This window comes from uncultured Brevundimonas sp., assembly GCF_947305955.1.
In the GTDB taxonomy this organism is placed as follows: Bacteria; Pseudomonadota; Alphaproteobacteria; order Caulobacterales; family Caulobacteraceae; genus Brevundimonas.
The window spans coordinates 12,166-32,068 of record NZ_CAMZFB010000003.1; the positions used below are offsets into that span (position 1 = coordinate 12,166).

18 protein-coding genes are annotated in these 19,903 nt (G+C 62.5%); 12 read left to right on the top strand and 6 right to left on the bottom strand.

Annotation, left to right across the window (positions count from 1 at the left end; genetic code table 11):
* Positions 1-83 precede the first annotated feature (83 nt).
* From fabF to fabG, 3 genes are all read right to left on the bottom strand, one after another.
* A complete protein-coding gene (fabF, locus tag Q0Y42_RS01330) occupies positions 84-1,364 on the bottom strand; it encodes a beta-ketoacyl-ACP synthase II (RefSeq protein ID WP_297799327.1) in 1,281 nt (426 codons plus the stop codon).
* 193 nt (positions 1,365-1,557) lie between these two features.
* Positions 1,558-1,797 (bottom strand): acyl carrier protein, encoded by a 240-nt coding sequence (locus Q0Y42_RS01335; protein ID WP_292041756.1) that lies wholly within the window; start codon positions 1,795-1,797, stop codon positions 1,558-1,560.
* A gap of 192 nt (positions 1,798-1,989) precedes the next feature.
* The gene (gene fabG, locus Q0Y42_RS01340) at positions 1,990-2,730 is read right to left on the bottom strand and encodes a 3-oxoacyl-[acyl-carrier-protein] reductase (RefSeq protein WP_297799331.1); all 741 of its coding nucleotides are present in this window, start codon (positions 2,728-2,730) and stop codon (positions 1,990-1,992) included.
* A gap of 87 nt (positions 2,731-2,817) precedes the next feature.
* Here fabG and Q0Y42_RS01345 point away from each other — a divergent pair, with 87 nt between their 5' ends.
* Positions 2,818-4,104, top strand: coding sequence for a serine hydrolase domain-containing protein (locus tag Q0Y42_RS01345; protein WP_297799333.1), 1,287 nt, complete (start codon positions 2,818-2,820; stop codon positions 4,102-4,104).
* Positions 4,105-4,199: 95 nt separating this feature from the next.
* Here the strand turns inward: Q0Y42_RS01345 and fabD are convergent, their stop codons facing one another.
* Entirely contained in the window at positions 4,200-5,144 is a 945-nt protein-coding gene (fabD, locus tag Q0Y42_RS01350) for an ACP S-malonyltransferase (RefSeq protein WP_297799335.1), read from the bottom strand.
* A gap of 88 nt (positions 5,145-5,232) precedes the next feature.
* A complete protein-coding gene (locus tag Q0Y42_RS01355) occupies positions 5,233-6,540 on the bottom strand; it encodes an Nramp family divalent metal transporter (protein WP_297799337.1) in 1,308 nt (435 codons plus the stop codon).
* Between the two features lie 162 nt (positions 6,541-6,702).
* On the opposite strand from Q0Y42_RS01355, the gene Q0Y42_RS01360 reads away from it, so the two are divergent.
* The 8 genes from Q0Y42_RS01360 (at position 6,703) to alr (ending at position 15,491) form a co-directional block, all read left to right on the top strand.
* Positions 6,703-7,779: a hypothetical protein gene (locus tag Q0Y42_RS01360; RefSeq protein ID WP_297799339.1), complete on the top strand. Its 1,077-nt coding sequence runs from the start codon at positions 6,703-6,705 to the stop codon at positions 7,777-7,779.
* A 260-nt stretch (positions 7,780-8,039) separates the two neighbouring features.
* Entirely contained in the window at positions 8,040-8,414 is a 375-nt protein-coding gene (gene rpsF, locus Q0Y42_RS01365) for a 30S ribosomal protein S6 (protein WP_297799341.1), read from the top strand.
* A 12-nt stretch (positions 8,415-8,426) separates the two neighbouring features.
* Positions 8,427-8,702: a 30S ribosomal protein S18 gene (gene rpsR, locus Q0Y42_RS01370; protein WP_297799344.1), complete on the top strand. Its 276-nt coding sequence runs from the start codon at positions 8,427-8,429 to the stop codon at positions 8,700-8,702.
* A gap of 1 nt (position 8,703) precedes the next feature.
* Positions 8,704-9,288: a 50S ribosomal protein L9 gene (gene rplI / locus Q0Y42_RS01375; RefSeq protein ID WP_297799346.1), complete on the top strand. Its 585-nt coding sequence runs from the start codon at positions 8,704-8,706 to the stop codon at positions 9,286-9,288.
* A gap of 500 nt (positions 9,289-9,788) precedes the next feature.
* Positions 9,789-12,230 carry a TonB-dependent receptor gene (locus Q0Y42_RS01380; RefSeq protein WP_297799347.1) on the top strand — a complete coding sequence of 814 codons (2,442 nt, stop codon included), beginning with the start codon at positions 9,789-9,791 and terminating at the stop codon, positions 12,228-12,230.
* Positions 12,231-12,376: 146 nt separating this feature from the next.
* A complete protein-coding gene (locus Q0Y42_RS01385; RefSeq protein WP_297799349.1) occupies positions 12,377-12,775 on the top strand; it encodes a hypothetical protein in 399 nt (132 codons plus the stop codon).
* Positions 12,776-12,895: 120 nt separating this feature from the next.
* The gene (locus Q0Y42_RS01390; protein WP_297799351.1) at positions 12,896-14,389 is read left to right on the top strand and encodes a replicative DNA helicase; all 1,494 of its coding nucleotides are present in this window, start codon (positions 12,896-12,898) and stop codon (positions 14,387-14,389) included.
* 61 nt (positions 14,390-14,450) lie between these two features.
* On the top strand, positions 14,451-15,491 hold the full coding sequence (gene alr, locus Q0Y42_RS01395; RefSeq protein WP_297799353.1) for an alanine racemase: 1,041 nt from the start codon (positions 14,451-14,453) through the stop codon (positions 15,489-15,491).
* A 57-nt stretch (positions 15,492-15,548) separates the two neighbouring features.
* Here alr and Q0Y42_RS01400 read toward each other — a convergent pair whose 3' ends face one another.
* Complete coding sequence (locus Q0Y42_RS01400; protein ID WP_297799355.1) at positions 15,549-16,154, bottom strand: Yip1 family protein; 606 nt, start codon at positions 16,152-16,154, stop codon at positions 15,549-15,551.
* A gap of 166 nt (positions 16,155-16,320) precedes the next feature.
* Here Q0Y42_RS01400 and radA point away from each other — a divergent pair, with 166 nt between their 5' ends.
* From radA to purF, 3 genes are all read left to right on the top strand, one after another.
* Positions 16,321-17,688: a DNA repair protein RadA gene (radA, locus tag Q0Y42_RS01405; protein ID WP_297799357.1), complete on the top strand. Its 1,368-nt coding sequence runs from the start codon at positions 16,321-16,323 to the stop codon at positions 17,686-17,688.
* 40 nt (positions 17,689-17,728) lie between these two features.
* Positions 17,729-18,274: a CvpA family protein gene (locus Q0Y42_RS01410; RefSeq protein WP_297799359.1), complete on the top strand. Its 546-nt coding sequence runs from the start codon at positions 17,729-17,731 to the stop codon at positions 18,272-18,274.
* Positions 18,275-18,347: 73 nt separating this feature from the next.
* Positions 18,348-19,859, top strand: coding sequence for an amidophosphoribosyltransferase (gene purF, locus Q0Y42_RS01415; protein ID WP_297799361.1), 1,512 nt, complete (start codon positions 18,348-18,350; stop codon positions 19,857-19,859).
* The last annotated feature ends 44 nt before the right edge of the window (positions 19,860-19,903 follow it).

Genomic DNA, 19,903 nt, shown 5'->3' on the forward strand with positions numbered 1-19,903 from the left:
CAAGGCTCGAACGCGCCCCCTTCGGGCCGTTTGAGCGTGAGGGCTTTTTAGCCGCTGGGCGGCGCGTCGGAGCCTTGGCCAAGTCAGTCGACCTTCTTGAAGATCACGGCAGCATTGGTGCCGCCAAAGCCGAACGAGTTCGACATGGCGACATCGACCTTCTTGTCCTTGCCCTTGTGCGGGACAAGGTCGATCGGGGTTTCGTGCTCCGGATCGTCGAGGTTGATCGTCGGCGGCACCTTCTGGTCACGGATGGCCAGAACAGAGAAGACGGCCTCGATCGCACCGGCGGCACCCAGCAGGTGGCCCGTCATCGACTTGGTGGACGACACGGCCACATCCTTGGCGTGGTCACCGACCAGACGCTCGATGGCCTTCAGTTCGATCCAGTCGGCCATAGTCGACGTGCCGTGGGCGTTCACGTAGTCGATGTCCGACGGCTGCAGACCCGCACGCTTCAGCGCGGCCTTCATGGCGCGCAGACCACCGTCGCCGTCTTCCGAAGGGGCGGTGATGTGATAGGCGTCGCCGCTCATGCCGTAGCCAACGACCTCGGCATAGATTTTCGCGCCGCGGGCCTTGGCGTGTTCGTATTCTTCCAGAACCATGATGCCCGCGCCCTCGCCCATGATGAAGCCGGCGTGGCCACGGTCATACGGACGCGATGCCTTTTCGGGCGTATCGTTATAGGCGGTGCACAGCGCCTTGCAGGCGAGGAAGCCCGCGATGCCGATCGGCACGATCGAGCTTTCGGCACCACCGGCCACCATGACCTCGGCATCGCCCAGCGCAATCATGCGGGCCGCGTCACCGATGGCGTGTGCGCCGGTGGCGCAGGCGGTAACGACCGAGTGGTTCGGGCCTTTCAGGCCGTGGCGGATCGAAATCTGGCCCGACGCCAGATTGATCAGGGCCGACGGGATGAAGAAGGGGCTGATGCGACGCGGGCCCTGTTCCTTCAGGGTGATGGCCGTGTCGGCGATGGGGCCAAGGCCCCCGATACCCGCACCGACCATCACGCCGGTATATTCTTTTTCTTCGTCGGTTTCCGGCTTCCAGTTCGCATCGGCCAGCGCTTCGTCGGCAGCAGCCATGGCGAAGACGATGAAGTCGTCAACGCGCTTGCGTTCCTTGGGCGAGAGAACCTTGTCGAAATCAAAAACGCCCGGTTGGTCCGGTGCACCACCGCCACGGCCATCAACCGCAGGGACTTCGCCCGCGATGGTGCAGCCATAGCCTTCGGTATCGAAGGTGGTGATCGGACCGATGCCGGACTTGCCGTCCAGGATATTGCTCCAGACGTGCTCGACGCCAGTGCCCAACGGAGTGACTAGGCCGAGGCCCGTGATAACAACGCGGCGCATGGTTCGCGCTCCTTAATCTGACAGTGCAATGGCTTCGACAGCCTGTCGTGCGCCCGCTCGGACACCCGACAAATTCGGAAGTGAATCAGACGATTCAGATCCAGAAACACTAATGGCCGCCGGACGGTCCCGCTAGGGGTCCGTCACGGCGGCCATCAGCTTGAAGTCTGCGACAAAAACGCAGGGGCCGATATTAGGCGCCCAGCTTCTCGTTGATGAACTTCACGGCGTCGCCGACGGTTTGGATGTGCTCAGCAGCATCGTCCGGGATTTCGACGTCGAATTCTTCTTCGAAGGCCATGACCAGCTCGACGGTGTCGAGCGAGTCAGCGCCCAGATCGTCGATGAAGGAAGCCTTTTCGGTGACCTTGTCCGGGTCGGCGTCCAGTTGTTCGATGACGATCTTGCGGACGCGTTCGAGGGTATCGGACATGAGTGTCTCTCTTGCCTGTTTCGTTGTCGCCGTGATGGCGGGGTTTAAGTAGTCGCCGGTTCACGGCAGCCTATGATGCCCGAGTCCGAGGACTCAAAACACCGCGAGCGTTTCCGCCCTTTAGCACAGCATCGGGGTTAGGAAACAGTTTGTTGCGCGCTGTGATCGGATTGTGATCACAGCACGAGGGGGTCAGATCATCGCCATACCACCATTTACGTGCAGGGTCTGGCCCGTCACGTAAGCGGCTTCATTCGACGAAAGATAGACAGCAGCGGCGGCGATTTCATCGCCCGAGCCGAGGCGACCAGCCGGAATGCGGCCCAGAATCGCTTCGCGTTGCTGGTCGTTCAGCACATCCGTCATCGGCGAGGCGATGAAGCCCGGCGCGATGCAGTTCACGGTGATGCCGCGCGAACCGACTTCCTGGGCCAGCGACTTGGAGAAGCCGATCATGCCCGCCTTGGACGCCGAATAGTTGGTCTGGCCCGGATTGCCGGTGACGCCGACAACCGAGGTCACGCCGATGATGCGGCCCGAACGGCGCTTCATCATGCCCTTCACCGCGGCGCGGGTCAGGCGGAAGTAGGACTCAAGGTTGATCTGGATAACCGACTGGAAATCCTCGTCCTTCATACGCATCAGCAGGCCATCCTTGGTGATGCCCGCATTGGCGACCAGAATGTCCAGTGGATTGCCGGCAGCCGCCTCGGCTGCGGCGACCAGACCGTCAACCGAGTCCGGATCGGACAGGTTGGCCACGGCAAAGGATGCACGCTCGCCCAGCTCGGCCTGCAGTTCGGCCAGAACCGCTTCACGCGTACCGGACAGAACCACGTGTGCGCCTTGCGCGTGCAGAGCGCGTGCGATTGCGCCGCCGATGCCACCGGTCGCGCCGGTGACCAGCGCGGTCTTGCCTTCGAGGTTGAACATTAAGCTTAGCTCCGCCAAATCTTTCACCCGCTCCTATCCGATGCGAAGCCGCTTCGCCAGAGGAAGGTGCCGCAACGGAAAGTTTCCATGATCATTGAACGTTCCCATTTGGACCGCCGCGCCCTTCTGTTCGGGATGGGAGCCTTGTCGCTGCCGCTCGGCCTAAGTGCTTGTGCGAGCGAAGGTTCTTTGGTCGAGGTCGCGCCGCGCGGGCTGGATCGCCTGCCGATGACGCAGGATGTTCTGAACCGTTTTGTGGCGGCGGGTCGCCTTCCCGGTCTGGCCGTAGGCGTGGCCCTGCCGGAAGGTGGAAAGGCCTTTGTTCAGGCCGGAACCCTCGATTTCGGCAGCTTTACCCGCGTGGATCGGGACAGTTTGTTCCGAATCTATTCGATGACCAAGCTGATCACCGGAGCCGCCGCCGCCATCCTGATGGAGGAAGGCAAGTTCGGGCTGGATACGCCCGTCGCCGACTTCATCCCTGAATTTGCCAGTATGAAGGTCGCCACCAACCCTGCGCGTGGCCTGTCGGCCCGTCCGGCGCAGAATGTGATGACGATCCGCCACCTGCTGACCCACACCTCGGGCTTTACCTATGCCCACGCGGGCGACAGCGCCGTGCAGCGTGAATATGCGCGCCAAGGTATCTTTATGGCCGCCAGTTCGCGTGGGGGTGTTCCCCTGCCCTCGAACTATGACGAACTGGTCGCGCGTCTGGCCGACATCCCCCTGATGTTCGAGCCGGGGACCAAATACGAGTACGGCATTTCCATCGACGTACTGGCCGTCGTGATCGAACGCGCAGCGGGCGTTCCATTTGCCGACTTCGTCCAACAGCGCATCCTTGATCCGCTGGCCATGCAGGACACCGTCTGGCGTCTACGCGAGGGCAATGCCGAGCGATTGGCCGCCATCTACAACTATGGCCCCACCGGAACGGGCCAACGCGCAGCCGTGCCGAATACCTCGGCTGCGGACCTGTCGCGTCCCGTGCCCATGCCGTTCGCCGGATCGGGGCTGTTGTCCACGGCGTCCGACTATATCGATTTCCTCGCCATGCTTCTGAATGACGGCGCAGCGGGCCGTCGCCGCATCATGAAGCCGGAGACGGCGCGACTGATGCGCTCGGATATTCTGCCTGCGGGTCTGTCGGCCAATGATGGCGGTCACGGCTTTGGCGGCTGGGTCGCCCGCGAAGGCCATAAACGCGCCGGAGAGTTCGGCTGGAGCGGCAACGCCTCGACCCAAGCGTGGATCGACCCCGCCCACAACTTTGCCGCCGTCCTGATGATGCAGGCCCTGCCCTATCGCTCGGTCAATGTGCTGAGCGAGCTACGCGTGGCACTGGATGCCGATCTGGGGATCAGCCGATAAGAAAAGGGCGGGAGATTTGATCTCCCGCCCTATCATTTTTTAGCGATGCCGGTCGCTCAGAGCGACCTTCTTTCTTGGCCGCTCAAGCGCTTCGCTCAGAGCGACTTGGCGAAGGCTTCCAGCTCTTCCGGCGTGTTGAGGGCCAGAGCCTCGGCGTCGGCGGCGATGCGCTTGGCCATACCGGTCAGCACCTTGCCCGAGCCGACTTCGACGAAGCGGGTCACGCCGCCCTCGGTCGCCATCCACTCCATGCTCTCGCGCCAGCGGACACGGCCCGTGACCTGTTCGACAAGCAGGCGGCGGATGGTTTCCGGATCGGTTTCCGGACGGGCGGTGATGTTGGCAACCACCGGCGCCGACGGAGCCACGATCCTGGCATCAGCCAGAGCGGCGGCCATCTCGTCCGCAGCCGGAGCCATCAGCGGGCAGTGGAACGGAGCGGACACGTTCAGCGGAATGGCGCGTGCGCCCAGTTCCTTGGCCTTTTCGATAGCCAGATCGACTGCAGCCTTGTCGCCCGAGATGACGACATTGCCCTTGTTGTTGTCATTGGCAACGACGCAGACGCCCGCAGCCGAACCGGCCTTGGCAGCTTCCTCGGCCAGATCCAGATCGGTCTTCGGACCGATCAGCGAAGCCATCGCGCCCTTGCCCACCGGCACGGCGCGTTGCATCGCCTGACCGCGCAGCTTCAGCAGGCGGGCGGTGTCGGCCAGCGAGATGGCACCGGCAGCGGCCAGAGCCGAATATTCACCCAGCGAGTGACCGGCCACGAAGGCGGCGCTGGACACATCGATGCCGAATTCGGCCTTCAGGGCGCGGGCGGTGGCGACCGACACGGCCATCAGCGCAGGCTGGGCGTTTTCCGTCAGGGTCAGATCGGCTTCCGGACCGTCCTTCATCAGAGCCGACAGCTTCTGGTTCAGGGCGTCATCGACCTCGGCAAAGACTTCGCGTGCGCTGGCAAAAGCTTCGGCCAGGGCCACGCCCATGCCGACCGACTGGCTGCCCTGACCGGGGAAAAGAAGCGCAAGGCTCATCAGCGTTTCGTCCGTTTTTCTCGTTGAACTCAAGCCGCGAGGCGTAGGCCAAACCTGCCCTCGCGGCAAGAGAAACGCGTGTCAGCGGCTATTGGAGCAGTTTGGCGATCTGTGCCCAGATCTCGTTGATGGCCAACGAGGCGAACAGGATGGTCGCCGCCGTCAGCATCAGGTTCGACAGCCAGCCGTTGCGCCATTCCTTGGGCACGCGGTCCGAGTTCAGCAGCCACAGCAACGTCCCTGCGAGGAACGGCATGAACAGGCTACCCAGCACCCCATAGGCCACGATCAAACCGAACGGACGGTCGATAAACAGCAGCGCGATCGGCGGAAAGGTCAGCCACAAGGCAAAGGCGCGGAACGACCACGACTTTTGCGTCTCGGCCATCTCCTTCTTGGGCTTGCCACGCACATGGGTGACGAAGTCCGAGAACATCAGGCTGACACCATTCCAAACGCCCAGCAGGGACGAAAAGCTGGTCGCCCAGAAGCCGACAAGGAACATGGTGGCGATAAACGGATTGAACCGCTCGCGCAGCACACCGGCCAGATCAAGCAGGCCACGGTCGCCGCCCTGAAGCGCGATCCCCGCCGAATACAGCAGCTCTGCGCCCACAATCAGCATGGCAATCACGAACACGCCGGTGACGATATAGCCGACCTGATTGTCCAGCCGCATGACCTTGATCCACGACGGACCGTGCCAGCCCTTGGCATTCAGCCAATAGCCATAGGCCGCCATGGTGATGGTGCCGCCCACCCCGCCGATCAGGCCGAGCGTATAGAAAACCGAACCCTGCGGCAGCGTCGGCCACAGGCCCGTCAGCAGGTTCGGGATATCCGGTGCCACGATCACGGCCAGACCGATGACGGTGACGAACATCACGCCGACGGCGAAGGTCATCACCTTTTCAAAGAGGCCGTATCCACCGAACCAGACGAAGGCCAAGCCCGCGATACCTGCGATCACGCCCCACGTCTTCAGGTCAAATACGGGGAACAGCGCCGCCATCGGCAGAGCCGTCGAGGTCATGGCTGCGGCCCCGTAAACAAAGCCCCAGATCACGACATAGATGCCGAAATAAAGGCCCGCCCAGTTGATGCGCGAGCCAAAGAAGCCTTTGCCCAGCGAGCTCCAGCCTTCAAAAATCGTCTTCTCGCCCGCCAGCGTGTAGCGGCCCGTCGCCTCGGCCAGCGCAATCTTCAGGATCGTCCCAACAATCGCCGCCCACAGCAGCGCATAGCCGAACTTCGAGCCCGCAATCAGCGTCGCGACAAGATCCCCTGCCCCCACACCCGTCGCTGCCACCACAATACCCGGCCCGATCAGCGACCATTTGTTTTTGGCCACATTGCCCTGAGTATGGGGCCCATCATTGGGTGTGATGTCGGACATGAAGCCTCCCGCTCCGATAAGAATACGCCGCGGACTTTGCGGGCATTCTGTACGAACACCAACCCCGTTATTAAGGATGCACGGATTAGCCGCAGCCGATGGTGATACATCGGCTTAAAGCGACCCCAAGACACATCTCGATTTTCATGTCAGTGTCTGGTTATGCGCTATATGCCCTTCATTATTACGGCGGCGATATTCTCGGCTTCACCTGCCGTTTCACAGTCGGAATACACGCCCGATGTTGTGACGCCGGGGTCCTGGCAAGAAGGCCACTGGCGCGACGAAGATCTCGGCCGCGCGATCTTTGAAGGCTATGCTGACCGCAGCTTCATTTGGCTGCGGGGCGAGAGCAACAAGGTCGTAAAGTTCAATCGCGCCGACGGATCGCGAACAGTTGTGGCCGAAAATGCCGTGGACCTCCTGCACGATGGCGCACATCTGTGGGTAGTGACAGATACTCCCGGACATGAGCCGCACATCCGTGACCTCCGTTCCGAGCAGGCTCAACCCATCCGTTTAGTCACGCACGAACGCTCCTATCAAAGTCTGTTCGCAACCGGACAAAAACGACCGGGAGTGCTGACCAGCCTAGCCGCCTACACACCAAACGAGGACGGCTGGAAGCGTAGAGAACTACCGGCAAGTGTGATCACCCAAACAGTGGCGCCTGACGGCCAAACGCATCTCTATTTCGGATTAAATCGCGGGGAGTTCGGAGGCGGCTTGCGCCGCATAGATTTGGAGACCGGAACGATCTCCATTGTTTACCGCCCCAATGAGGGAAGCGGCGAAAGATTACCCAGCCCGAGCGATCGCCCTGTCGTCGGCCTCTTTACCTCACCGGACCAACCAGGCTGCGTCCACGTCGGCATAGGACTTGCCCACCTCACCACGAGCATTGGCCACGTCTATCAGGTCTGCGGAGATAACATTTCCACAGTCTTCGATACGCCGAAACCACTGCTGCGAGATCGCTGGATGATGGTGCCCGTCCCTTGGCCACTAGATAACCTCATCCCCCTTAACGATGGCTGGATAGCAACCAGTCGAGGTCGCTACTTCCGCAGTCGCAACGGTCTAATAGAGGAGCATGAGTACGCCCCTTTTCGTAACTGGTCTGGCCTACGGCTCTCGGACGAACAGCAAGGCGTATTGTTCGTTGTGTCTTCGTGCTGCTGGGGTGGCGGCGACCATCTCACCCTATACCGTGCTATGCCTATCCCTGTGATGGACTGAAAATCCGCCTCTCGCCCTGTACGCGGCAAGAGAAACGGCACCGCCTGCCAAAGCTAGAACGATTGGTGCCCCTCATCCCGCCGCCAAGCGCCACCCCTTGCTCTTTTGGCGGTTTTCGCCTATAGGCCCCACCTTTCCAGGGCTTCGGTCCTGCTGTGGAACGTCAAAGGGTCGGGAAACTCCCGTCCGCCACATCAGGAGCCATCGTAGGTAAACTACCCGGTTTGCCTGCGCCGATGTCCGCCAAGGGAGAATACCGCATGGCTCTTTACGAGCACACGGTCATGACGCGCCAAGATATCTCGGCGCAACAGGCCGAAGCGCTGAACGACACCATCAAGTCTCTGATCGAAGAAAACGGCGGCTCGGTCGCCAAGATCGAGTACTGGGGTCTGCGCAACCTGACCTACCGCGTGAAGAAGAACCGCAAGGCTCACTACTCGCTGCTCGCCATCGATGCACCGGCTGCTGCTATGGCAGAAGTCGAGCGTCAGCTGTCGATCAACGAAGACGTGCTGCGCTGGCTGACCATCCGCGTCGAAGAGCTCGACCTGGAACTGTCGCCGCTGCTGGCTCGCCGCGAACGCGAACGCGATCGCAGCAACCGCAACGACGATGCTGCGGCTTCGGAATAAGGAACCGGATTGATGACCGATACCACCGCTCCGATCCCGGGCGCTCCGGCTGGCACTGGCCCGGCCCGTCGTCCGTTCTACCGTCGTCGTAAGGTTTGCCCGTTCTCGGGCGCCAACGCACCGAAGATCGACTACAAGGACGTGAAGCTGCTGCAGCGTTACGTCTCCGAACGCGGCAAGATCGTGCCTTCGCGCATCACCGCCGTCTCTGCCAAGAAGCAACGCGAACTGGCCAAGGCCATCAAGCGCGCTCGCTACCTGGCTCTGCTGCCGTACGTGGTGAAGTAAGATGAAGGTCGTTCTGCTGGAACGCGTCGACAACCTCGGCGCCATCGGCGACGTCGTCACTGTTAAGGACGGCTTCGCTCGTAACTTCCTGCTGCCGCGCGACAAGGCTCGTCGTGCTACGGAAGCCAACCTGAAGGCCTTCGAAATCGAACGTGCAGCTATCGTTGCCCGTAACGAGAAGAACAAGGCTGACGCACAGGTCATCGCCGACAAGATCGACGGTCAAACCTACGTCATGATCCGTCAGGCCGGTGAAACCGGCCAACTGTACGGTTCGGTTGCAGGCCGCGACGTCGCTGAAGCCATCAAGGCTGAAGGCGGCAACGTGACCCGTTCGCAGGTCGTTTTGAACACCGCCATCAAGACCCTGGGCGTTCACGAAGTGCTGGTTCGCCTGCACGCTGAAGTGTCGGCCACCGTCAAGATGAACATCGCGCGTTCGGCTGAAGAAGCCGAGCGTCAAGCGAAAGGCGAAGACGTCATCGCCGCTCGCTTCGACGACGAACGCGCTGCCGCTGAAGAAGCTGCCCAAGAACTCATCGAAGGCGGCGCTGGCCAGCAAGAAGGCTTCGGCGAAGAAGCCTAAGGCTTTCGAACCGTCCTTCGCTGACCAAGCGGACAAGGATCAGGGCATCACCTTCGGGTGGTGCCCTTTTTCTTTGCCCGATTATCAAGCTGAGCAATTTTCATGCACCGATTGCGCCGATATCCGGCGTTCGCAGAATTTAGTTTTCCTTCACGTTATTTCAGATAATCTCGATATCGCTTTCAAATAAAGCGCCGCAGTCTGCTGCGGTTCAGTCTGTGGGGCGGGCGTAAAACATGCCGGTTCCATGTACCGTTCGGTTTGACCCTGCTTCTCCCTTCCAAGCACGATCGGGCCGGATGGCTCTTCATGTTGGGGGAAACCATGCCTGTCACAAAGGCCAAGACATTCGTGATGCCCGCGCCATCGCGCGCACGACTGTGTTGTCCGGCACAGCCTCCACATTGCTGATGAAAACTCTCGTCTGCGCCTGACGCGCGGACATCGTCGAAGACCCGCAGATCCGTCGGGCCCGACATCCAACTGAAAGCCTCCTCGAGATGATCCGTACTATCGCCTACAGAACTGCACTGTTCGCAGCCGCTTCCGGCTCGGCCCTGCTGATCGCCGGTGCCGCCAGCGCGCAAGACACCGACCAAACCACCAGCGTTGACGACATCGTCGTCACCGGTACCCGCGTGGCCAACCGCTCGCGCCTCGACACGGTCGCCCCGGTCGATGTCGTGACCGCCGAAACCCTCGAACAGCGCGGCTCGACCGAGCTGGCCACCCAGCTGGCCGCCAGCGTCCCTGCCCTGAACTTCCCGCGCCCGTCGGCCACCGACGGCACCGACTCCATCCGTCCGGCCACCCTGCGCGGTCAGGGCCCTGACCAGACGCTGGTTCTGGTCAACGGCGTGCGTCGCCACCAGACCGCCCTTGTGAACCTGAACGGCTCTGTCGGTCGCGGCTCGTCGGCGGTTGACCTGAACGCTATTCCTTCCTCGGCCATCGAGCGCATCGAAGTGCTGCGTGACGGCGCGGCGGCCCAATACGGTTCGGACGCCATCGCCGGTGTTCTGAACCTGCGTCTGCGCGAAGCCCGCGAAGGCGGCGGTGCTACCCTCACCTATGGCCAATACGTCACCGACTACACCGGCTTCTATGGCCGCGCCGACGATATCCGCGATGGCGACACCCTCACCGTGTCGGCATGGCAGGGCTTTGCCATCGGCGACGAAGGCTTCCTGACCGCTTCGGTTGAATACCGCGACCGCGACCGCACCAACCGCTCGGACATCAACCCGACGCTGGGCCGCATCACCGGCGGTCAGGGCGACGCCCAGACCGAAGACCTGTCGGTTTACCTGAATGCGGGCGTGCCGCTGTCGGCAGGGTGGGAAGCCTATGGCTGGGTCGGCTATCAGCAGCGTGACGGCTCTGCCGCCGCCTTCTACCGCACCCCGACCGACAACACCCAGAACCCGGACTATGGCTCGGGCCGCAAATATCCGGATGGCTATCTGCCGTTCATCCTGACCGACACCACCGACTGGACCGCGGCTGGCGGCGTGCGCGGCAATGTCGGCGAATGGGGCGTGGACATCAATCTGGGCTACGGCTCGAACAAGATCGAGTTCGGTGCCGAGAACACCATGAACCCGACCTATGGCATCAACGGCCCGACCGAATTCTATGCCGGTTCGCTGGAATACAGCCAGCTGGTTCTGGGTATCGACGCCAGCCGCGGCTATGATCTGGGCTGGTACGGCCCGCTGAACGTGGCCTTCGGCCTCGAAGCCCGCCGCGAAAACTACAAGATCGGCGCGGGTGAGGAAGCCTCCTATGCACGTGGCCCGATCCTGACCGCCGGTGGCAACACCCTCACATTCGGCTCGCGCGGCTTCACCGGCTTTACGCCTGCCAACGAGGTCGACGAAGACCGCAGCAACGTCGGCGTCTATCTGGATCTGGAAGGCGAAGTCGTCGAGGGCCTGACCCTGTCGGGTGCCGTCCGCTACGAGAACTATTCGGACTTTGGCGACAACGTCTCGGGCAAGTTCGCGGCGCGTTACGACTTCAACCCGAACTTCGCCATCCGTGGTGCGATCTCGACCGGCTTCCGCGCCCCGAGCCTGCAACAGCAGTACTACACCCAGACCTCGATCCTCTACATCAACAACATCGCCTATGAGACGGGCACCTATCCGTCGGTGAGCGAGGTTGGCGAGGCCCTGGGCGGTACCCCGCTGGAAGCCGAAGAGTCGGTCAACTACTCGCTGGGCTTCGTCCTGCGTAAGGGTCCATTCGAGCTGACCGCCGATGCCTATCGCATCGACATCAAGGACCGCATCATCCTGTCGGAAACCCTGACGGGCAGCGCGACCGAGCCGGTCGGCACCAATGCCCGCACCCACGTCGACCTGCTGGCCCCGTATGGCGCATCAGCCGCCCGGTTCTTGATCAACGGCGTGGACCCCGAGACCACCGGTCTGGACGTTGTCGCCCGCGACCGTGCCGAAGTGGCTAACGGCAACCGTCTGGACTTCACACTGGCCGGTAACGTCAACGACTTCAAGGTCACCAAGACTCCGGTCACCGAAAGCGGCATCCTGCCGACCCAAACCACCCTGTTCGGTCGTCAGGCTGTCTACCGCTTCGAAGAAGGTACCCCGCCGTGGAAGGTGGTGTTCCAGACCGACTGGGAAGCCCAAAAGCTGGGCGGCACCTTCCGTCTGACGGGCTATGGCGATGTGCTGGCTGCCGGTGCATCGGCCGCGACCGACCTGCAACTGGGCGACGCCCTGATCGCGGACGTCGAGGCCCGCTACCGCTTCACCGACAATGTCACCCTGTCGATCGGTGCGGACAACGTGCTTGACCAGTACCCGCGTCAAAGCCTGCGCGAGAACAACACCACGGGCGCTTTCCCGTTCTCGAACTTCTCGCCGTACGGCTTCAACGGCCGCTACGTCTATGGCCGCCTCAGCCTGAAGTGGTAATCGCCACAACTATCTGAAGCGAAAGGGCATCTGCACTGCAGATGCCCTTTTTTGCATTCAGATAGGGTTCAGAATCTGGACCCTAATGAAACTATGGTTTCTATATTCGCCTTGCGCCCGCATCGGGATCGGAGCATTTCAACGCCATGACGAAAAGCATTGCTGTGAAAGCCATTGGCCTGTCGGCCGTCTTGGCCATTGCTGCCAGCAGCCTGCCGGCTTTTGCCCAGTCCCAGATGACCGTCGCGCAGTTTCTGGAAGCCGGTCGCGACATTCCGCGAAACCGCGCTGCTGCCATGTTGCGTTCCGATACCCGCCAGCTGATCCGCGTGGTTACAGGCTCGGTCAATCAGGTGAAGGCCGAACAGGCATCGGCTGAACGCGCAGGCCGTCGCCCGAACCACTGCATCCCCAGCAGCGGCACCGGAATCACCCCGGAATCGCTGGTGGCACGGTTCGAATCCATGCCTTCGGGACGCCGAAATGTGACGGTCACCCAAGCCATCCGTGAATGGATGATTGAACGTTACCCCTGCCGCGGCTAAGCCGCTCTTCCACACATTCCCCATTCTTAACAGGCTGTGGACAACTGCTGTTGGGGATGGGCCTCTTTTGCCGGTTCGGGCGTGATGCGCGGGCCGGCTTACTCTGTTTGACTGGCGTTTATGAATTACCTGGCTTCGGCACCGGACAGTGCGTCCATCTCCGTCACATCGCTGCCTCACAACCTCGAAGCTGAACAGGCGCTTCTCGGGGCGCTGATGTATGACAACGGGGTTTTCGAACGCCTCAGCGATCGCCTGCGTGACATCCACTTCTACGAGCCCTTCCACCAGCGCCTGTACAAGGCCATCGAAGAGCACATCCGTCAGGGCCTGCTGGCCGAGCCCACCATCCTGATGGGCCGCTTCAATCAGGACCCCGCCTTCACCGAGTTTGGCGGCCTGCGCTATCTGGCCGATCTGGTGGATCGCGCCCCGCCCGCCGCGAACGCCCCCGACTATGCCCGCGTCATCTATGATCTGGCCCTGCGCCGCGAGCTGATCCGCATCGGCGGCCAGATCGCCAAGGACGCGCCCGATCCCGAGCGCCCCGCCGAAGAACAGATCGAACAGGCCGAACAGACCCTCTATTCGCTGGCCGAAACCGGCAAGCCGTCGTCGGGCTTTGTGACCTTTTCCCACGCCCTCGCCGGTGCTGTGGAAATGGCGGGCGAAGCCTATCAGCGCGAAGGCAAGCTGGCCGGTCTGGCCACGCGCCTCGACGACCTCGACCAGAAGCTCGGCGGCCTGCACCCGTCCGACTTGCTGATCCTCGCAGGGCGTCCGTCGATGGGTAAGACGGCGCTGGCGACCAACATCGCCTTCAACGTCGCCCGTAACTACAAATACGAAATCCAGCCGGACGGCAGCCGCAAGACCGTCGATGGCGGCGTTGTTGCCTTCTACTCGCTGGAAATGAGCGCCGAACAGCTGGCCATGCGTATGCTGGCCGATGCGTCCGGCGTGTCCTCGGACAAGCTGCGTAAGGGCGAGATCGACGCCAGCGACTTCGCCAAGCTGCGCGAGGCCGCCATCGAGATCGGCGAAAGCCCGCTCTATATCGACGCCACCGGCGGTATCTCGATCTCCAAACTGGCCGCCCGTGCCCGCCGACTGGCCCGCATGGAACACGGCCTCGATCTGATCGTGGTCGACTACCTCCAGCTCGTCACCGTCGGCGAAGGCAGCACCAAGAACCGCGTGCAGGAAGTGGCCGAGATCACCGGTGGTCTGAAGGCGCTGGCCAAGGAATTGAACGTTCCGATCATCGCCCTGTCACAGCTGTCGCGTCAGGTGGAACAGCGCGACGACAAACGCCCGCAGCTGTCCGACCTTCGTGAATCGGGCTCGATCGAGCAGGACGCCGACTGCGTGATGTTCGTGTACCGCGAAAGCTACTACCTCGGCCGTGCCGAGCCGCGTGAAGGCACCGAAGAACATCTGAAGTGGCAGGAAGACATGGACCGCCTGCAGCATCAGGCCGAAGTCGTCATCGGCAAGCAGCGTCACGGCCCCATCGGCATCGTGAAGCTGGCGTTCGACGCCAACACCACGCGCTTTGGCAATCTGGCCCACGATGGCCGTTACGGTGCCGCCTTCTCGGATATTCCGGAATAAGGGATTTTCTTGCCCTGAACGGGGTGGAAGTCGGGGGGATGGGGGCGTAAACATTCAGCCCATGTCCTCCCTGCCCGCTTCCCTTACCGTCGATCTGGCCGCTCTGGCCCGCAACTATCACACGCTGAAAACCCTGACGGGCCGCCCCGTCAATCCGGTGGTCAAAGCCGATGGCTATGGCCTCGGCGCGGTGGCGGTGGCGCATCGCCTGATGGCCGAGGGTGCGCGTACCTTCTTCGTCGCCCGCGCGGCAGAGGGTGTGATCCTGCGCGAGGGACTGGGTGCCGAACCGACCATCTATGTGCTGGACGGTGCCCACGGCGAAAACATCCATCTGATCCGTCAGGCGAACTTGCGCCCCGTGCTGAACCAGCCCGCGCAGGTGCAAGGCTGGCTGTCATCGGGCGGTGGCGACTGCGGCCTGCAAATCGACACGGCCATGAACCGCCTCGGTTACCGCGTCGAGAACGCCCCCGAGCCGTTCGAAGGGCTGAAGCTGGTGATGACCCACCTCGCCTGCGCAGACGAGCCCACCAACCCGCTGAACCGCCAGCAGCGTGACGCCTTTGATGCCGTCTCGCAGAAATATACGGGCGTGACCCGCAGCTTCGCCAACTCCGGCGGCTGCTTCCTTGGCGAAGACTTTGGCTTTGACGTCGTGCGCCCCGGCATCTGCCTTTACGGCGGTGGCCCCGAGGGCAAGCCACACGACAAGATCGCCCCTGTCGCCACTCTGAACGCCCAGATCATGCAGGTGCGCGACGTTCCGGTCGGCGAAACCGTCGGCTATTCCCAAGGATATAAGGTCGAAAAGCCCGTCACCGTCGCCACCTGCGGCGCGGGTTATGCCGACGGCGTCCTGCGTTCCTATAGCCCCAAGGGTCAGGTCTGGGTCGCGGGCGAACTGCGCCCCATCATTGGCCGCGTTTCGATGGACGTACTGGCCGTCGATGTCACCGGCCTTAGCGTCAAGGCAGGCGACACGGTCGAAATCTTCGGTGCCAACCGCATGATCGATGACGCCGCCGCCGCTGCGGGTACCATCAGCTATGAGCTGCTGACGTCGATCACGCCCCGCGTACCCCGCATCTACGTAGGCTAAGCCAACAAAAAAGGGGCATCCGATGGATGCCCCTTCTTCGTATTTGCCATCAAAAGCTTAGCCAGCGACGGCGGCGGCAATGATGAACGGTGCCATGGCCAGACCGACGATCATGGCGGCGATAACCTGCAGCACGATGGCGATCAGGATGGTGACGACCGTATAGGGCAGCTTCTTGTCTTCCGGCGTGTTCTTCACCGGACCAAAGCCCAGATACATCACATAGACGCCGTACAGTGCCGCGATGAAGGCCAAGCCGGCGATCAAGGGCACGAGATTCAGTACGCCAGCGACCCAGGCGGGAGTCATCGAATAGACAGCGAGCTTCATCGACTGGACCATGTTCTTTTCAGAACCGAAGCTGGGGGCCAGCGCATCGATGATGATGCCCACGATATAAACCGCCACGAGCGCCAGCACATAGCCGACGACAGTGGTGATGATGGCCGCGAGCACGCCCATCGGGAAGCCGAACAGGGCCGAACCGATCAGGCTGCACACCGGACCGATGGCGGCGAGGATCATGGCATAGCCGGTAAATAGCCCCTTCACCGAAGCCGACTCGGCGGCAATCACGGGCCACTCCAGCTTGGGCTGCAGGATGATGCCCTTAATGCGACTAATCAGGTTGGGATTAATCGCTGGCGAGTTCTCGGCGGTCATTAGGGGTCTCCAGACAATGTTCGGCGTAATGATTACGGCGAATTGCCAAAATGCGAACAACTTTCAGATGAAACGGTGACCACAACTGTGTGATCGTCCGTCAAACGCGGTCGTAGGGATTTCGCTCCCCGCTATCGCCCACGAATTCCTCTGCTAGTCTCGGCACATGGCTCGTGACTCGTCTCTCTTCGTCTGCAAATCCTGTGGTGCCGTCCATGGCAAGTGGTCGGGGCAATGCTCCGGCTGCGGGGAATGGAACACGCTGGTGGAGGAATCCAAGGCGGCTCCCCCCGGGGCGATGAAGCCCACGGCCACCGCACGCGGTCGCGGTCTGACGTTCGAGACGCTGGCGTCCGAAACGCCCGATCCGGCCCGTATCATCACCGGCGTGACGGAGTTCGACCGCGTGTGCGGCGGCGGCGTCGTGCCGTCCTCGGCTATCCTGCTGGGCGGTGATCCGGGCGTCGGCAAGTCCACCCTTCTGCTGGAAGTGACGGCAAAGGCCGCCCGTGGCGGTGCCCGCGTCGCCTATATCTCGGGCGAAGAGGCCATCGAGCAGATCCGCGCCCGCGCCAAACGCATGGGCGTGGCCGATGCCCCCGTGGCGCTGGCCTCGGCCACTTCTCTGCGCGACATCCTGACGACGTTGAAGCGCGACAAGTTCGACATCGTCATCATCGACTCCATCCAGACCCTGTGGTCCGACGTGCACGAGGCCGGCCCCGGCTCCATCACGCAGGTCCGCGCCTGTGCCGCCGAGCTGGTCCGCATGGCCAAGAACGACGGCCCCGCCATCATCCTTGTCGGCCACGTCACCAAGGACGGCCAGATCGCAGGCCCCCGCGTGGTCGAGCACATGGTCGATGCCGTCCTCAGTTTCGAGGGCGAGCGCGGCTATCCCTTCCGCATCCTGCGCGCGGGCAAGAACCGCTTTGGCGCGACCGACGAGATCGGCGTGTTCGAGATGGGCGACACCGGCCTGCGCGAAGTCTCCAACCCCTCCGCCCTCTTCCTCGGCGAAGGCAAGGAAGGCGCGCCGGGGGCGGCTGTTTTCGCCGGTATCGAAGGCTCTCGCCCCGTGCTGGTCGAGATACAGGCTCTGGTCGCGCCGTCCGCCTATGGCACACCGCGCCGTGCCGTCGTGGGCTGGGACTCGGGCCGTCTCGCCATGCTTCTGGCCGTTCTGGAGGCCCGCTGCGGCATCACCTTCGGCGACAAGGACGTCTATCTGAACGTCGCGGGCGGCATGCGGATCAACGAGCCCGCTGCCGACCTCGCCGCCGCGGCCGCGCTGATCTCCTCCGCGCTGGACAAGCCGCTGCCGAAGAGCTGCGTCGTGTTCGGGGAAATCGGCCTGTCGGGCGAGGTCCGCGCCGTGGGCCGCGCCGAAGCCCGCCTGCGCGAAGCCGCCAAACTGGGCTTCGAGCGCGCCATCGCCCCCGCCTTGGGCAAGGGCAAGAAGAGCGACGTCAAACTGACGGCGGTCGAGCGTCTGGCCGAGGCCGTGGACCGCATCGCCCAGAACCGCTTTTAAGGCCTCGGAAAAGCCGCCCTTCCCGTGTTAGCCAAGACGAATGACCGGCTTTGATGTCTTTGTCATTCTGGCGATCCTGCTGTCGGCGGCGGCGGGATGGTTTCGTGGTGCCCTGCGCGAACTGACGTCCTTGTTCAGCTTCCTGCTGGCGGGGCTTGTTTCGCTGATCACCCTGCCGTGGACAGCACCGTTCGGGCGCAGTCTGGTTGATCCCGATTGGGCCGGATCGATCCTCGCCGTGGGCGTGGTGTTCGTGGTCCTCTACTTCCTGATCCGCTTTACCGCAGGTAGCCTGTCCAAGGGTTTGCGCGGCCATACTCTGGGGGCCATCGACCAGTTTACCGGGGCATTCATCGGTGTGATCCGCGCCCTCGCTTTCGTCGGCTCGGTCCACCTGATTCTCATGAGTGTGGTCGGCGACAACCCGCCGCGATGGTTCGCCGATGCCAAATCCCTGCCCGTCAGCATCGCCTCGGCCTCGGCCATCCAGAAAATACTGCCCATGATGGCAAAAGGGGCCGATGCCCTGACGCCCGTCGTAAAAAGGTCCGTACAGGAAGGCTTTTCGGACGAAACCGAACAATGAGCCTTGAACTTGGAGGCGGTCGGGACTAGGTGCGGGCCATCCCGACTTAACCCTCGGTCATCGGAGTTCCACGATGCGCCACCATATCGCCGATCCCGTCGTTCACCGTGAACATTGGCGCGAACCGGACGATGACCAGCTGCGTCTCGAATGCGGCGTCTGTGGTGTGTGGGGTTCGCCCGACAACGAAGCGTCTTCGATTGTGGCCCTTGGCCTGCATGCGCTTCAACACCGTGGTCAGGAAGCCTGCGGTATCGCCAGCGTCCTCGACTCCGAGCGTTTCTTCACCGAACGACACATGGGCCTTGTGGGTGAGGCCTTCGGCAATGCCGACCTGACCACCCGCCTTCCGGGTTCCGCCGCCGTAGGCCACACCCGCTATTCCACCGCCGGTGGCAGCTTCATCCGCAACGTCCAGCCGATGTTCGCCGATCTGGACCAGGGCGGTATCGCCATCGCCCACAACGGCAACCTGACAAACTTCAAGCACCTTCACGCCCAACTGGTTTCCGAAGGCGCTATCTTCCAGTCCACCTCCGACTCCGAAGCCATCCTCCACCTGATCGCCCGCAGCCGTAAGGCCAAGATCGTGGACCGCTTCATCGACGCGCTGGGCCGTATCGAAGGCGGTTACGCCCTCGTTGCACAGACCCGTTACAAGATGATCGGTGCCCGCGACCCGCTGGGCATCCGCCCGCTGGTGCTGGGCAAGCTGGGCGAGGCATGGGTTCTGGCCTCGGAAACCTGCGCGCTGGATACGATGGGCGCGACCTTCATCCGTGACGTCGAACACGGCGAAGTCGTCGTCATCGACGAGGACGGCCTGACCTCGATCAAGCCGTTCGCCGATCAGGGTGCCCGCCCCTGCCTGTTTGAATACGTCTATTTCGCCCGTCCCGACTCCATCGTGAACGGCCGTTCGGTCTATGAGGTCCGCAAGGAAATGGGCCGCCGTCTGGCCCGCGAGTTCCAGATCGACGCCGACATCGTGGTTCCGGTGCCGGACTCGGGCGTCCCTGCGGCTCTGGGCTATGCCCAAGAAGCTGGAATCCCGTTCGAGATGGGCATCATCCGCAGCCACTATCTGGGCCGCACCTTCATCCAGCCGTCTCAGGCCTCGCGCCAGAAGGGCGTGCGTATGAAGCACAGCCCGAACAAGGCCGTGCTGGAAGGCAAGCGCGTCGTCCTGATCGACGATTCGATCGTGCGCGGTACCACCTCTCTGAAGCTGGTGCGCGCCGTCCGCGCCGCCGGTGCCAAGGAAGTCCACCTGCGCTCGGCCAGCCCGCAGATCCTGTATCCGGACTTCTACGGCATCGACATGCCCGAGCGGTCGCAGCTGATGGCCGCTACTCATACGATGGAAGAAATGCGCGCCATCCTTGAGGTCGATTCGTTGGGCTTCCTGTCGATCGACGGGCTGTACGAGGCCACCGGCGTCGGCCCGCGCAACCCGAACCGTCCGCAGTTCACCGACCACTATTTTACCGGCGACTACCCCACTCGCCTGCTGGATCGCGAGGCCGAAGAAGGCGGTCGCGAGCTGGGCGGCAAGAAGGTTTCCATCCTCACCGTGAATGCCTGATCAAAAGGGCCGCCGGATCATCCGGCGGCCCTTTCTTATAGCGG